This window comes from Asticcacaulis sp. P4_H10 (assembly GCF_056400965.1).
Map to the genome: position 1 here is coordinate 7,501 of NZ_JBFUKH010000010.1, position 13,443 is coordinate 20,943.

Annotated in this window: 13 protein-coding genes; 11 read left to right on the top strand and 2 right to left on the bottom strand. The window is 61.4% G+C overall.

Annotated elements, in window-relative coordinates:
• Positions 1-133 precede the first annotated feature (133 nt).
• The 3 genes from hfaA to hfaD are packed head-to-tail and all read left to right on the top strand — an operon-like array spanning position 134 to position 2,838.
• The gene (gene hfaA / locus AC1DON_RS17990; RefSeq protein ID WP_476936195.1) at positions 134-604 is read left to right on the top strand and encodes a holdfast anchoring protein HfaA; all 471 of its coding nucleotides are present in this window, start codon (positions 134-136) and stop codon (positions 602-604) included.
• Complete coding sequence (gene hfaB / locus AC1DON_RS17995; RefSeq protein ID WP_476936196.1) at positions 594-1,640, top strand: holdfast anchoring protein HfaB; 1,047 nt, start codon at positions 594-596, stop codon at positions 1,638-1,640. The genes hfaA and hfaB overlap by 11 nt, the downstream gene beginning before the upstream one ends.
• A 22-nt stretch (positions 1,641-1,662) precedes the next feature.
• Entirely contained in the window at positions 1,663-2,838 is a 1,176-nt protein-coding gene (gene hfaD, locus AC1DON_RS18000) for a holdfast anchor protein HfaD (RefSeq protein WP_476936197.1), read from the top strand.
• A 65-nt stretch (positions 2,839-2,903) separates the two neighbouring features.
• Here the strand turns inward: hfaD and AC1DON_RS18005 are convergent, their stop codons facing one another.
• Positions 2,904-4,154 (bottom strand): SGNH/GDSL hydrolase family protein, encoded by a 1,251-nt coding sequence (locus AC1DON_RS18005; RefSeq protein WP_476936198.1) that lies wholly within the window; start codon positions 4,152-4,154, stop codon positions 2,904-2,906.
• A gap of 165 nt (positions 4,155-4,319) precedes the next feature.
• Here AC1DON_RS18005 and AC1DON_RS18010 point away from each other — a divergent pair, with 165 nt between their 5' ends.
• Positions 4,320-7,208 carry a M16 family metallopeptidase gene (locus AC1DON_RS18010; protein ID WP_476936199.1) on the top strand — a complete coding sequence of 963 codons (2,889 nt, stop codon included), beginning with the start codon at positions 4,320-4,322 and terminating at the stop codon, positions 7,206-7,208.
• A gap of 85 nt (positions 7,209-7,293) precedes the next feature.
• On the opposite strand, the gene AC1DON_RS18015 is transcribed toward AC1DON_RS18010, so the two are convergent.
• Positions 7,294-8,100 (bottom strand): hypothetical protein, encoded by an 807-nt coding sequence (locus tag AC1DON_RS18015; protein ID WP_476936200.1) that lies wholly within the window; start codon positions 8,098-8,100, stop codon positions 7,294-7,296.
• Positions 8,101-8,246: 146 nt separating this feature from the next.
• Between AC1DON_RS18015 and AC1DON_RS18020 the strand changes: the two genes are divergently transcribed.
• The 7 genes from AC1DON_RS18020 to AC1DON_RS18050 all read left to right on the top strand — a co-directional run bounded on the left by AC1DON_RS18020 (position 8,247) and on the right by AC1DON_RS18050 (position 13,428).
• Positions 8,247-8,831: a PAS domain-containing protein gene (locus tag AC1DON_RS18020; protein WP_476936201.1), complete on the top strand. Its 585-nt coding sequence runs from the start codon at positions 8,247-8,249 to the stop codon at positions 8,829-8,831.
• A 57-nt stretch (positions 8,832-8,888) separates the two neighbouring features.
• Complete coding sequence (gene ppk2, locus AC1DON_RS18025) at positions 8,889-9,671, top strand: polyphosphate kinase 2 (RefSeq protein WP_476936202.1); 783 nt, start codon at positions 8,889-8,891, stop codon at positions 9,669-9,671.
• A 185-nt stretch (positions 9,672-9,856) separates the two neighbouring features.
• Entirely contained in the window at positions 9,857-10,450 is a 594-nt protein-coding gene (locus tag AC1DON_RS18030) for a hypothetical protein (protein WP_476936203.1), read from the top strand.
• A gap of 73 nt (positions 10,451-10,523) precedes the next feature.
• Entirely contained in the window at positions 10,524-11,510 is a 987-nt protein-coding gene (gene ubiA / locus AC1DON_RS18035; RefSeq protein WP_476936204.1) for a 4-hydroxybenzoate octaprenyltransferase, read from the top strand.
• Between the two features lie 99 nt (positions 11,511-11,609).
• Positions 11,610-12,440: a DUF3298 and DUF4163 domain-containing protein gene (locus AC1DON_RS18040; RefSeq protein ID WP_476936205.1), complete on the top strand. Its 831-nt coding sequence runs from the start codon at positions 11,610-11,612 to the stop codon at positions 12,438-12,440.
• Positions 12,437-13,090 (top strand): class I SAM-dependent methyltransferase, encoded by a 654-nt coding sequence (locus AC1DON_RS18045; protein ID WP_476936206.1) that lies wholly within the window; start codon positions 12,437-12,439, stop codon positions 13,088-13,090. Before AC1DON_RS18040 ends, AC1DON_RS18045 begins: the two co-directional genes overlap by 4 nt.
• A complete protein-coding gene (locus tag AC1DON_RS18050; protein WP_476936207.1) occupies positions 13,087-13,428 on the top strand; it encodes a VOC family protein in 342 nt (113 codons plus the stop codon). Before AC1DON_RS18045 ends, AC1DON_RS18050 begins: the two co-directional genes overlap by 4 nt.
• Positions 13,429-13,443: the final 15 nt, after the last annotated feature.

Here is a 13,443-nt window from a genome sequence, read left to right on the forward strand (position 1 = left end):
GCCAGAATCCCTAAAAACACAAAGAAATACGCCGCAGTACACGTAATTTTTAGGGTTTACGGCGACAGTGGCATCCGAATTGCTGATGGGACATTCGCCTGAGACGTGAATGTCCCAGGCCTGGAGCGTTACAATGCCAAACCTGCACACCTTCGGCCGTCTGGCCTTCATCTCTGCGGTAGCCATTGCCATTCCTGGCATTGCCTCTGCCCAGGCGACCTCCTCGCGCGGAGTATCGGCCTATGAAACCGGCTACGGCATGAGCCGCAACCAGATGCAGCACGGCGTAAACCCGTCCACTCGCGATGCCAATGGCAACCGCGTTCTGATGGACGGCACGATCGTGACGGAAGAGAGCGTCTATTCCTACTCAAAGACGCTTGGCGCCGGTGATTCCTATTCGGGCGCAGGCAATGGCGGGGCCACGGCCATCGGCAACTATCTGAATGTCACGGTCAACGGCAACTACAACACCGTCATCGTCAATTCGACCCAGACCAATAATGGCAATGTTACTGCCAACAATAATGGCACCACCAAAACCGGCGCCAACGGCACAACCAATGACACAACTTCTCTGAACGGACAGCTCAATGGCTTCTAACAGCAAAACGCATACGGGTGGCTTCAAACGCATCGCGACCCTGCTGGCCGGAACGGCCATGATCGCCGTCACGCTTTCGGGCTGCGTCTCGGCGCCTGGCGTCAACTCGGCTGGCAATTACAAAACGCCGATCGGCCGCGCGCCGGTCACCAGCAACGCCACCGCCTATTCCGATGCCCTGGTCTGCCTGGGCGAGTATGCCCGCGCCCGCCGTCTGGCCTCGCCGCGCCTGGCCGTCGGCCGGATCTCGGACTACACGGGTAAGGTCTCGCTGGAAGGCGGCCGCGAAATCACGCAAGGCGCCTCGCTGATGGCGATGACAGCCCTCGCCAAGGCCGGCGCCCGCCAGGTTGAGCGTTTCGACACCTCGGTTGGTGAGCTGGAACTGAAGTATTCCAACAACAAGCTGATCACCGACGATCAGGTCGCCAACCCGACCAAGCCGGCCGATTACCGCAAGATCATGGCCGGCCAGGTTGCCGGTTCCGACTTCTTCATCGTCGGCGGCATCACCGAGCTGAACTACAATATCCGTTCGGGCGGCTTCGATGCCCTGGCAGGCGAGACCGCCTCGACCGGCATCAAGGGCATGGCCTACAACCGCACCTATGTGATGAATGTCGCCCTGGACCTGCGTCTGGTCGATACCCGCACGCTGGAAGTGGTCGACGTCATCTCGTACCAGAAGCAGGTTGTCGGCCGCGAAGTGAAGGCCGGCGTCTTCGACATCTGGAACGGCAATATCTTCGACCTGTCGGGCGGCGCAGGCGCGCTTGAGCCGATGCAACTGGCGGTCCGCGCCATGATCGAGCGCTCGACGCTGGAATTCATGGCCAACCTGTACGGCGCCGCCGGCCCGCAGGTATGCCTCGATCCGCAAAACGACTTCCTCTACAGCGACTCGCTCGGCGCGACCGGCGGCCTGACCCCTGCTTATGACAATCTGGAGACCAACAATGCTGGTACGCGCGCCGATCCGAACCGTTGGCAGAACATTGCGGACAAGCCTGGTCACAAGCATAGCGGTAAGCACTAGTCTTCTGCTGGCCGTTCCCGCCTTGGCGCAGGAAGTCATCGACAATATCCAGGATGAAAACCGCGTCATCACGTCGGCCAACACCCTGAATGTCGTGCAAAATGACGGCCTGTCGCAGGCGAAGTCCTATGCCACCGGCAATGAAATGCAAGGCGGCAACCAGGATGTCGATGCCACACTGAATTCGACCCAGACGGTGCGCGGCTCGATTCGCGCCTCGGCCGACATCCTCGGCCAGGGCACGAACGATGATGGCCGCCAGTCATTAGGCACGCCGGTCTATGCATCGTCGCAGGCCACGGGCAATTATAACGGTTTCACCACCGAAAATGCCCGCGCGCAATCGACGTCCACCCAGACTTCGACAGCGCCTGAGATCACAGCCGCAACGCACGTCATCGCGCACAACAACTCGATCTACGTCAGCGGCGAGGCCCAGGCTTCCGCGGAGGCGAACCACACGGCTTACGAAGTGCGCAACGGCCGCCTTGACGCCGCGTCTTGGCAGTCCTCCACCAGCGACGTAAAGGTGAATACGTCGGGTGAAGTTCACTATTCGCCCTCGCCCAACCTCTACGCGGCGAAGGCAGGCCAGAACTACTACGGATCTTATTCAGACGACCGCGGCTCGCAGGAGCACGAGGTTCACCAGACTCAGTCGGGCCAGACGAATTCGCGCGCCGAGCTTTACGGCGGCAATATGTGGAATGTCGCCACCGAATCGACCTCGGTCGCCAACAACGTCAACCTGCAGAATCAGGGCGGCTCACTGGTCGTGACCAATGACCAGCATCAGGTCGGCGCAGTCCTTTCGCAGGCGGTCACCAGTGCTTATGAGTACGGCGAGGCCCACGCCACGGCTACCGGCATCGGCAACCAGCTCTCGGCCGGCAATAACGACATCTATGTCCGTCTGGATAATACCCAGATTTCGGACGGCGGCGTCGATGTGCTGGCGGAGTTCGAAGGCAATACGGGCTACGATGCCTATATTTCCGCCGAAGCCTACGGCAACCAGGCCCTGGCTTTCGCCTGTGCCGACTGCCGTGCGGACATGGGCGTCAACTCGACCCAGATCAATAACAGCGACGTCAATGCCGTGAGCAAGGCGACAGTGACCGGTCAAGGCCGTTCGATCGTGTCATCGGCCCGCGCCGTCGGCAACAGCGCGACCTACTACGTGTCCGGCAGCAAGTAATAGCTTCGACCAGCTATGAATTAGGCCTCATGCGGATTACCGCGTGAGGCCTTTTCTTTGCGAGGTTACCGGCGCTTGGCGCGCTTCAGCACGTCGAGCGGAATCGACGCGGCCATGGCAGCGGCTCCGGCCGCATTGGGGTGCAGGTGGTCGCCAAGATCATAGGCCGGCAGCATCCAGCCGGGACGCACCGGGTCTTCCAGAGCCTTGTCGAAGTCAAAGACGCCATCGAACACCGCCGATTGCCGAATCCAGGCATTGATCGCCAGACGCCGCTCTTCCTTTTCGTCGGCATAATAGTCCTTGAAGACCGTCCCCTTGAACGGCGTCAACGTCGCTGCGTAGACGCGCAGGCCGCGATCGTGCGCCCGCGCCGCCATCTGGGTCATGGCATCGGTCATCTGTCGGGCTGAAACATATTCCGTCGTTTCCGGCCCGCCTGCATGCCCCAGGTCATTAATACCGATCAGGATGACCACCGCCGCCACGTTAGGCTGCATCAGGACATCGCGGTCGAAGCGCGACAGCCCGCCTTCGCCGAACCGCACCCACGACCCGTGGTGCAGGATGCGGTTGCCGCTGATACCGGCATTGACGACGTTGAGGGGAATCTTCGCCGCGCGCAAGCGCGCCGACAGGACGTCGGGCCAGGTACCGCCGCTGTCAGCCGGAATGCCAAAGCCATCGGTGATCGAATCACCGAAGGCAACAATGACGCCGCGGTTTTTCGGCGCCACGACCTCGACCTGAGCCAGCCAGGGGAAGGCATTGCCAATACCGATATCGGTCCTGGCTTCCGGCAGTTGGTCTGCCGACGCCAACGATCCGGACGCCGTGTAGAGCACGCCGCGCTGGATATCGTGGACCGTGGTCAATGGCGCCGTCCCGGCGATGAAGACGCTGACAGACAGGTCTGAACCCGCGTCGGTTTTCAACGCAACCGGATCGCTCATCATATAGGCGCCGGGCGGGATGACGACCCCGGCGCGGCCGTTAAAGGTCACGGCCCTGTCCGTTGCAGTATCGATTCGGCTGCCCGCGAGACGGCGCGCCACACGAACGTCGTCGAGCACAAGCGGCGTCTTGCCATAGGCGTTGCTAAGCCGCAGACGCAGGGTTTCACCGCCTTCGGAGATGCGGACGATCTGGCGCAGGGTGAGATTGCTAACGGTGGCTTCGGTTCCCGACGGCTCAGGCGCGGCGTACCAGGCTGGAGTCCAGTTCTGAGGCTTTGTGTCGGCCAGCGCCTGGGTGTGCACTGTGGCAGCCAGAACCAAAGCCAGGGAAAAAGCACACAGGCGCGACAGCTTCATCATCTTCCTCCACCTCTTTTGCCAAGGCTTAGACGACGGGAAGACGGCGTGCAAGCCGGCCGTGCGGCTGCAATTTTAACTTTATTCGGCCGGAATTTCCTGCAAGGGTCCGCCAAACCGCGCGGTGTACGAAAACACCGCGACGAAGCAGCCTGGAGCGCGACCTTGATGTCCAAAGACACACCGGTAAAGTCTGTCCTGATTTCCGCCTTTGCCGTTCTTGCCTTGACCACGACGGCGCTTACGCCGGTCCGGGCTCTGGCCGAGGCATCCGCCGCCAAGGCGGTCGCGCCCGATCCCACCAAGCCGGTGTCGTTTGCCCAGGATTTTTCCGACCTGAAGCCCGATCCTGCGGTGCGCTTCGGCCGTCTGCCCAACGGCATGACCTACGCCATCATGCGCAACGCCACACCGCCGGGGACGGCCGCGATCCGCCTGCGCTTCGAAGCCGGTTCGCTGATGGAAAGCGACAAGCAGCTCGGTCTTGCCCACTTCCTCGAGCACATGGCGTTCAATGGCTCGAAGAACGTCCCCGAAGGCGAGATGATCAAGATTCTCGAGCGTCATGGCTTGCAGTTTGGCCCGGACACCAATGCCCATACCGGCTTCGGCGAGACCGTCTATGAGCTGGACCTGCCCAAGACCCACGACGAGATCCTCGATACCGGCCTGATGCTGATGCGCGAAACCGCCGGCAACCTGCTGCTCGACCAGGGCGCCATCGACCGCGAACGCGGCGTGATTCTGGGTGAAGAGCGCGCCCGCGCCACGCCATCCTTGCGCGACTATGTCAAATGGTCCGAAACCGCCTATGCCGGCCAGAAATACCCGGCGCGCCTGCCGATCGGCAGCACCGACATCATCAAGAACGCCAAGCGCGCCGACTTCGAAGACTACTATAACGCCTTCTATCGCCCCGAGCTGGCAACCCTGGTCGTTGTCGGCGATATAAACGTCGACGCGGTCGAAGCGAAGATCAAGGCCAAGTTCTCGGACTGGACCGCGCGCGGCGACAAGCCCCTGCGCCAGACAGCATTCGGCGACTACAAGGCCAAGCCCCAGGCCAGTGGCGTCTATACCGAAACGGGGCTGCCGGATGGTATTTCGCTCACCTGGTCCAAGCCGGCCGACGAAGCCTATCAGTCCAAGGCCAGGAGCACGGACGACTTTATCGATTCCATGCGTCTGGCCCTGCTCAATGACCGGCTGGAACGCCAGGCCAAGCTGCCGGAGACGGCCTTTGCCGCTGCCGGCGTTTATCAGGCCGGTGCCGAACACACTGCCGAAAGCGTCCAGCTGAACATTACACCCAAGCCCGGACAGGCCAAGCCTGCCCTCACCCAGGCCTACACGACTGTGCGTCAGTTCGCGCTTTATGGCGCCGACCAGTCGGAACTCGATCGCCTGCTGGCCGATTACGAAGCCATGTTCAAACAGGCCATGCAAGGGGAGAAGACGCGCAACAACCGCGGCCTGGCCGAAGGCATCGTCGAAGCGGTCGGCGAACACGAGGTCTTCACCTCGCCCAGCCAGGACTTCGCCTTTTTTCAGGAACTGAAGCCGCGCCTGACGCTGGGCGCGATCAATGAAGGCGTGCCGGCCCTGTTCGCCAGCGACGGCCCGCTGTTGTGGCATAGCGGCGAATCGACCGGCGATCTCGATGCCGCTGCACTTACGGCGACCTATGCCGCCATCCAGGGCGCGCAACTGGCAAAGGCCGAAGTCAGCGCCGCCAAGCCGTGGCCCTATGATAATTTCGGCGCGGCCGTTCAGCCCGCAAAGCGCGAAGAGATCAAGGCGCTGGGTGCCGTACAACTGACCTGGCCCAATGGCGTCAAGGCGACGATCAAGACGACCGACTTCAAGGACGACGAAATCGGCGTCACCGTGCGCTTCGCCGGTGGCCTGGCGGCCCTGTCGCCGTCCAAGAACCCGCCCGTCTTCGAAGCCTCGGCGCACGGCGTCCAGGAAGGCGGCCTCGGCAAGCTGACCTCCGCCGAACTGAAGGACACCCTGGCCGGCAAGATCGTCGGCATGGGCTTCGACATCGGTGAAGACGCCACCGTCCTGTCCGGCGGCACCAATCCGAGCGACTACGCCACCCAGATGCAGTTGCTGATGGCCTTCGCCACCGATTCGGCCTACCGCGCCGATTCGTGGGAGCGCCTGAAATCCTTCGTGCCCAACTACTACACGTCTTTGAACTCTACGCCCGAAGGCGTCTTCCAGCTCAAGGCCAACGCCGTCCTGCATTCGGGCGACCCGCGTTTCGGCATCCCGCCGCAAAGCGAGTTCCTCGCCACCACCAATGACCAGGTCAAGGCGCTGATCGACACGCAACTGAAGACGGCGCCGGTCGAAATCACCATTGTCGGTGATATCCCGGAAGCCGACGCCGTGGCCGAGATCAACAAGACCTTCGCCACCCTGAAACCGCGCACCGCCGTCAAGCCAGCCGCCGATGCCGGCAAGGTCAGCTTCCCCAAGACCAATCTGTCGCAGGTCTTCGAGCATCAGGGCCGAGCCGACCAGAACATGACTTTCATCGCCTGGCCCAGCGCAGACTTCTTTACCAATACCGGCCAAGCGCGCGGGCTGGAGCTGCTGTCGAACGTCCTGCAACTGCGACTGATTGACGTCGTCCGCGAGAGCAAGGCCATGACCTACAGCCCCAATGCCGGTTCCTATGCGTCGAACGCTTTTGCCGGCTACGGCTACCTGACCGCCCAGGCGTCGGTGAAGCCGGAAGACAGCCAGGCCTTTATTGATGCCCTGAGCGAGATCGTCGCCGACCTGAAGGCCAAGCCGATCAGCGACGACGAACTGCTGCGCGCGCGCAAGCCGTCGCTCGACCGGCTGGAAAACGACCTGAAGACCAACGGCTACTGGAACCGCGTCCTGCCGGGCACGGCGCGCGATCCACGCCGCATCGACGCCATCCAGTCCCGCCGCGATCAACTGACCAAGATCACAGCGGCCGACATCCAGAAGCTGGCCAAGACCTATCTGGATATGGCCAAAGCTATGAAAATCCAGGTCAAGGCGGCTGCGAAGTAAACGGCCCGTCCAAGATTTAGGACAACAAAAACCCCGCCTCGATGAGGCGGGGTTTTCAGTTTTGGAATGCTTGGTACTTTTTATATTACTGGACGAAGCCGCCAACACCGCCGTCGAAGCTCATGCTCGACATCTGGCTCGACTGGGCCGCGACGCGGCGCTCCTTCTTGATGGTCTCGCTGCGCGTCAGGGTCAGGATCTTGATGCCTGCGCCAAAGCGGCGGAGCAGCGAACGCTCATTGCACTGGCGGGCTGTGATCTGCTTGCGGCAGGTCAGGTCGCCCTTTTCAAACCACAGGGCGTCGCCCTTCTGGCAGGTGACGGTTTTGCCGCCATCGAAGTTTACCTTGCCATCATAGTCGGCATAGACCCATTGCATACGGGTGCCGGCGATGCAGCGATAGATTTCGCCGGAGTAGCCATCCAGGATATCGCGGTCGCCATTGACCTGCGAAGCCGGGTGCGGCAGGCCGCGGTCGTCGATGCAGGTCGCTTGCAGGACCATGCGGCGCGTCATCGACTTGCTTTCCGAATAGGATTCGAACTGCTCATCAGCCGTCATGACGGTAAAGCCGCCAACCTGTTGCGGATAGCCTGGCGTCTGCGACCAGTTGCCGTAGCCGCCGCCGTAGTAGGTGCCGCCAGCCGAGGCGCTGCCCGAAGCCGAGGCGCCAGCCTTGACGTTAACATTGACATTGACGTCGACACTGCCCTTGCCGCCACCATGACCGCCGCCGCCGCAGGAATTACAGGGGGGCTTGGGGTTTTGCGGCGCCTGCGGCGGTGCCGGCGGCTTACAACCGTTGTTGCAGCCTGCTGCCGCTTGACCGGCGAAGGCCATCAGGCCCAGGCTAAGTACGGCGACGATCCAATTCGAAACAAATGCGCGCATTCCGACGCTCCTAAGTGGTTTTGCCAAGGGTGTAAGCAATGACCGTGCCGCGCAATGAGTGTCTTTACGGGAAAGGGATTCGCGTATCAGGCGTATCCTTAATGAACGGCAAACTTCTTGCGTTGGGACGCCCGAAGGAGGCCGCCATGGCTCATTCCGGTACAGTGACATTCCTTAGCTACTGGCGCGGCCTGCAGATGCGGCCCGAACAGGCGCCCGCGCGCGAGCAGTTCGATCCGGCAGCGCTGAAAAGCCTTATTCCACAACTGATTATGCTGTCCGGCGATGACCACGTGCATCGCTTTCGCCTGGCCGGCGGGTTCGTGAATACCTTTCATGGCTATGAGCTGAAGGACACGGCCTTCCCGGCCCTGTTCCGCTCCCCCTTTATAGATACAGTGCATGCGGCCCTGGTCATGAGCCGCCGCCGCGAACAGCCGCTTTTGTTGACCGCGTCGGCACCGTGGCGTTCATTCGATGCTGATCTGGACGATGACCTGTCCCAGGCTGACACAGTGAGCTTCGAAATCTGCCTCTGCCCCCTGCGTGGCCGCACAGGCCAGGCTGATCGCTTTGTCGGTGTCTATCAGACAACCAGTGTGCCCCCGAAAAACCCACGCGGTGCCATCGGCCGCTATAATCTGGTCTCATCGCGTCTTTATGAGCCGAATCGCGGCGCTGCCGCCGCGCATCTGCGCCTTGTCGCCGCCGAAGGCAAAAGGATAGCTTGATTTCTTATTGGCCCGCACGTCACTCTCCGTCCCTAATCAGATGCGCGGAGACACGATATGGCCAAGGACGACAACAAGGCTGACAAGAAGGCCGAAGCCGAGGCGCGCCTCGAACAGCTTCAGATCGCCCTGGTCGACGCCCAGATCTGGACGACCGAAAACAACAAGAAGATCTGCATCCTCTTCGAAGGCCGGGACGCCGCCGGCAAGGACGGCACGATCAAGCGCCTGACCGAAGTCCTGTCGATCCGCCAGACCCGCATCGTCGCCCTGCCCAAGCCCTCGGACCGCGAACACGGACAATGGTGGTTCCAGCGCTATACCGAACACCTGCCGGCTTTCGGCGAATGGGTGATCTTCAACCGGTCATGGTACAACCGCGCCGGTGTCGAGCGCGTCATGGGCTTTTCCAGCCCAGAGGAACAGGAAACCTTTATCCGCGACGTCCCCGCCTTCGAAGCCATGATCGAACGCAGCGGCATCCACCTGATCAAGCTGTGGCTCGACATCTCGCGCGACGAACAGAAGGAGCGATTGGACGAGCGGCGCAGCGATCCACGCAAGCGTCTCAAGGTTTCGGGGCTCGATGCGGTCGCCCAGGAACGCTGGGATGACTACTCCAATGCGCGCGACGACATGCTCCTGCGCTCTCACAGCGAAACCACACCGTGGACCATTGTCATGACCGATTCGAAGACCAAGGCGCGCGAGGCGATTGTCCGCCACGTCCTGCGCGAGGTCGGCTGCCCGGAATATTCGGTCGAGGTCAAAAAGCCCGACCCCGACATCCTGTTCGACTACAGCGAAGTTATCGCGGGCAGGAAGACGCTCAACGCGTAATCATTGACGCGCTTTCTCTCAAAAAACCGCTTCACACTTTTTGGAAAGCGCTCGCGCAAAAATATATCTAAAAAATCGTCAACGCCGCCGCTAGCGGTAACCAATTGTTGACTCTGATTTGTCACGATTCGCCACGAGTTGCGGACCGGAAGCGTTCGCTCACGAACAGAAGGTTCCGATCCGCGATGACGACGAATGCGTCTGGCGTCACCAACCCTGCCCGCCGTGCCAGCCTCAAGATGTGCGGTGACTGCACCTTGTGCTGCAAGGTTTACGAAATCGAGGATTTCGAAAAGAAGCCGGGCAAGACGTGTCACAATGTCCGCGATGAAGGCGGCTGCGGCGTCTGGGGCCTGCACCCCAAGGCCTGCCAGGAATTCAAATGCCTGTGGCTCAAGCACGACGACATGGACGGCCGCTGGCGTCCGGATCATGCAGGCTTTGTCATGCGTCTTGAAGGCAAGGGTACTGTCTGCATCGACGTCGACCACGACCGCCCTGACGCCTGGCGCCGCGAGCCCTATTATTCGCAACTGAAGGCCTGGTCGGAGGTCATGCCGCGTAACGAAGGCCTGGTCCTGGTCTACGCGCCGGAAGCCATGTACGTCATCACGCCGATGGAAGACCTGCCGCTCAAGGCGCCCAAGAAGGGCGATGCGCTGGAAACCGGCATGGAGGACACGCTTTTCGGCCGCCGTCCCTATGCCCGCGTCGTTCCCGCCCGCGAAGCCAAGCGTAGCCGCGATACCGAGTTCCATTTCCATAAGCGTGCGAGCTAAGCGGCGGCAACTTGCCGCGCTCTTAGGGTAAATAACACTCGACTTTCCCCCTCTCCCGGCCCATCAAGACGCCATGTCAAAAACCGCCCCGCTCCCCGACGCTGCCCGGACGAACTGGGTCGACAGGCTGGCCCCGCCGAAGTCCCGGCCGTGGCTGAAACTCGGTCGCTTCGATCGCCCCGTCGGCATCTGGCTGCTGTTCCTGCCGTGCGCCATGGGCCTGGCTTTCGCGGTCGCCCGCCCCTATTTCACCGCCGATCCCCTGACGGGCGAAACAGTCTACGATCCGCAGGGACTGGCGAAGCATTTTCCGATCTATAAGCTCATCCTGTTCTTCGTCGGCGCCGCCCTGATGCGCGCGGCCGGCTGTGCCTTCAACGACCTGATCGACCGCGATATCGATGCCCAGGTCGAGCGTACGCGCAACCGCCCTATTCCTGCCGGCCAGATCACGCCGAAACAGGCCGTGCTCTTCATCATCCTGTGCAGTCTGGTCAGCTTCGGCATATTGATACAATTGGGCACGCTGGCCATCCTGCTCGGCGTCATGTCGCTGCTGCTGGTTGCGGCCTACCCGTTCATGAAGCGCATCACCTGGTGGCCGCAGGCCTGGCTGGGCCTGACCTTCAACTGGGGCTTCCTGATCGGCTATGCGACGGTCGGCAATGCACTCAGCGTTCCGGCGCTGGTCTTTTATGCCGGCCTGATCGCCTGGACCGTCGGTTACGACACCATCTATGCGCTTCAGGATCTCGAGGACGACGCCATGGTCGGCGTGAAATCGAGCGCGCGGCGCTTAGGCAAGAACGCCGCCAACGGTGTCAGCATCTTTTACGGCACAGCGATCGTCCTGACCGCGCTGGCGGCACATCTGGCCCAACTTCCGCCGCTGTTTTTCGGTGGACTGATGGTTGTGGCCCTGCACCTGTTCAGCCAGGTCGCGCGTATGCGGATCGACGACGGGCCCCTGGCGCTCAGGCTGTTCAAAGCCAACCGCACCACGGGACTTCTGTGGGTGGTCAGCCTTCTGGCCGTCCACCTCACCAACGCCATTGCGTGAAAAATACGTAGTAAATTTCGCCTGACAAGCGATAGACAACCAACACAGAGTCAGCGATGCAATAGAGTGTCGCAAGCTTGACCGACCGGGAGACGTGACATGGGGAATCGACTGACGATTGCACGCCTTTCGCTTGTTGCACTGGCTTTGCTGGCAATGGCGGGCTGCGACACCAAGCCGAAGACCGAAAAGACCAAGAGCGGCGACAAGCCTTTGACCGTGGCGCCGCTGGGCTTCGCCAAGGCTGACGCCGATGCCGAGGTGCGCCTGACCCTGCCCGAAGCCATCCGCGCGCATCCGGAGCTGCATACCCAGCTCTATACGACCGGCGAGCGCAAGCTGAAGGAATTCGTCACCGCCGCCCACACGGCCCGCACCGAGCAGACCGCCGAAGGCATCGAGGTGCCGAGCTATTTCCATTCGATCAACTGGAAGATCGCGGCGCAAAACCCGCGCCTGCTGTCGCTCTATGCCGAAGAAGACGACTTCCAGGGCGGCGCCCATCCCAATAGCACCTTCGAAGCGTTGCTTTGGGACAAGTCGGGCAAGGAGCTGATCAACACGGCGCGCCTGTTCACCACCGGTGCAGACCTGACCGCCGCCAACGCTTATGTCTGCCAGCAGATCGAGATCGAGCGTTCCAGGCGCATCGGCGAACCGACGACCCAGGCCGCCTCGGGTTTCACCTGCCCCAAACTAGCTGACAGCCGGCTGATTCTCATTCCTTCGACGGTCGGCGGCAAGTTCGGGGCGATCGATGTCCTGTACGCCCCCTACGAAGTCGCGCCCTACGCTGAAGGTCCCTACGTCATCCGCGTGCCGCAGACTGTGGTGCGCGGCCAGCTGAACCCGGAATTCGCCGATCAGTTTGCCGGCGAAGCCGCCAAGGAAGCGCCACCTGTGGCCTCGGAAGCCGCGCCTGAAGAATGAGTGCCAGCCTCATTGCGCGTCAGGCCTTTATAACTGCCCAGACAACGATCCAGCCTGTTCCTGGCCTGCCCATAAAGCTTTATCAGGCCAGCGAGGTCACGCCGCTATGGCTGATGACCGAAGACGATATGGTGCGCGAACAACTGACGCCACCCTTCTGGGCCTTCCCGTGGGCCGGCGGCCAGGCATTGGCCCGCTACATTCTTGAACATCCGGACATTGTTGCCGGCAAACGTGTCATCGATATTGCCTGCGGCTCTGGCCTTGTCGCGATCGCCGCAGCAAAAGCCGGCGCCGCGCAGGTACTGGCCAACGATATCGATCCCTATTGCGAAGCCGCCGTCGCGCTCAATGCCGAACTGAACGATGTTTCCATAGCGTTTCATGGCGGCGACCTGCTGGCGGGCCCCGTTCCAGATGCCGATGTCTTCCTGGCTGGCGATATCTGTTATGAAAAGCCGATGACCGACGCCATGCTGACATTTTTTCGCCGCCTTGGCGCGGAATGCTCTGTCTATATCGGCGATCCGCACCGCAGCTACTTCCCGAAGGAAGGCCTGAGGCGCTGCGCCGACTACGACATCGTCACCACGGCCGACATCGAAGACGCATCCGTCAAACCTGCCGCCGTCTGGAAGCTCGACACATGACCAAGACGCATCACACGATCGACTACGTTGAATTTTCAGCGGAAAACCTGCCCGTTGTACAGACGTTTTACGCCGCGGCATTTGGTTGGGAATTCACCGACTACGGCCCGGATTACACCTGTCCGACCAATGCCGGACTGGACGGCGGTTTCTTCACCTCGCCCGAGCAAGTCAAGCCGCTTGTGGTCCTCTACAGCGCCGATCTCGAAGCGTCTCTGCAGTCGGTCACTGACAGCGGCGGAAAGATTACACGCAATATATTTGACTTTCCCGGTGGCCGCCGCTTTCACTTCAGCGATCCCGCCGGCAACGAACTGGCGGTATGGTCGGATAAGTAAGCCTTGCGAACCGGA

What these genes read in the sequence shown, in the direction of transcription:
- AC1DON_RS18005 (WP_476936198.1), bottom strand. Translation starts at nt 4,154, where the DNA reads ATGATGAAGCTGTCGCGCCTGTGTGCTTTTTCCCTGGCTTTGGTTCTG.
- AC1DON_RS18015 (WP_476936200.1), bottom strand. Translation starts at nt 8,100, where the DNA reads ATGCGCGCATTTGTTTCGAATTGGATCGTCGCCGTACTTAGCCTGGGC.
- ubiA (WP_476936204.1), top strand. Translation starts at nt 10,524, where the DNA reads ATGTCAAAAACCGCCCCGCTCCCCGACGCTGCCCGGACGAACTGGGTC.
- AC1DON_RS18045 (WP_476936206.1), top strand. Translation starts at nt 12,437, where the DNA reads ATGAGTGCCAGCCTCATTGCGCGTCAGGCCTTTATAACTGCCCAGACA.
- hfaB (WP_476936196.1), top strand. Translation starts at nt 594, where the DNA reads ATGGCTTCTAACAGCAAAACGCATACGGGTGGCTTCAAACGCATCGCG.
- AC1DON_RS18050 (WP_476936207.1), top strand. Translation starts at nt 13,087, where the DNA reads ATGACCAAGACGCATCACACGATCGACTACGTTGAATTTTCAGCGGAA.
- hfaA (WP_476936195.1), top strand. Translation starts at nt 134, where the DNA reads ATGCCAAACCTGCACACCTTCGGCCGTCTGGCCTTCATCTCTGCGGTA.
- AC1DON_RS18010 (WP_476936199.1), top strand. Translation starts at nt 4,320, where the DNA reads ATGTCCAAAGACACACCGGTAAAGTCTGTCCTGATTTCCGCCTTTGCC.
- ppk2 (WP_476936202.1), top strand. Translation starts at nt 8,889, where the DNA reads ATGGCCAAGGACGACAACAAGGCTGACAAGAAGGCCGAAGCCGAGGCG.
- AC1DON_RS18020 (WP_476936201.1), top strand. Translation starts at nt 8,247, where the DNA reads ATGGCTCATTCCGGTACAGTGACATTCCTTAGCTACTGGCGCGGCCTG.
- AC1DON_RS18030 (WP_476936203.1), top strand. Translation starts at nt 9,857, where the DNA reads ATGACGACGAATGCGTCTGGCGTCACCAACCCTGCCCGCCGTGCCAGC.
- AC1DON_RS18040 (WP_476936205.1), top strand. Translation starts at nt 11,610, where the DNA reads ATGGGGAATCGACTGACGATTGCACGCCTTTCGCTTGTTGCACTGGCT.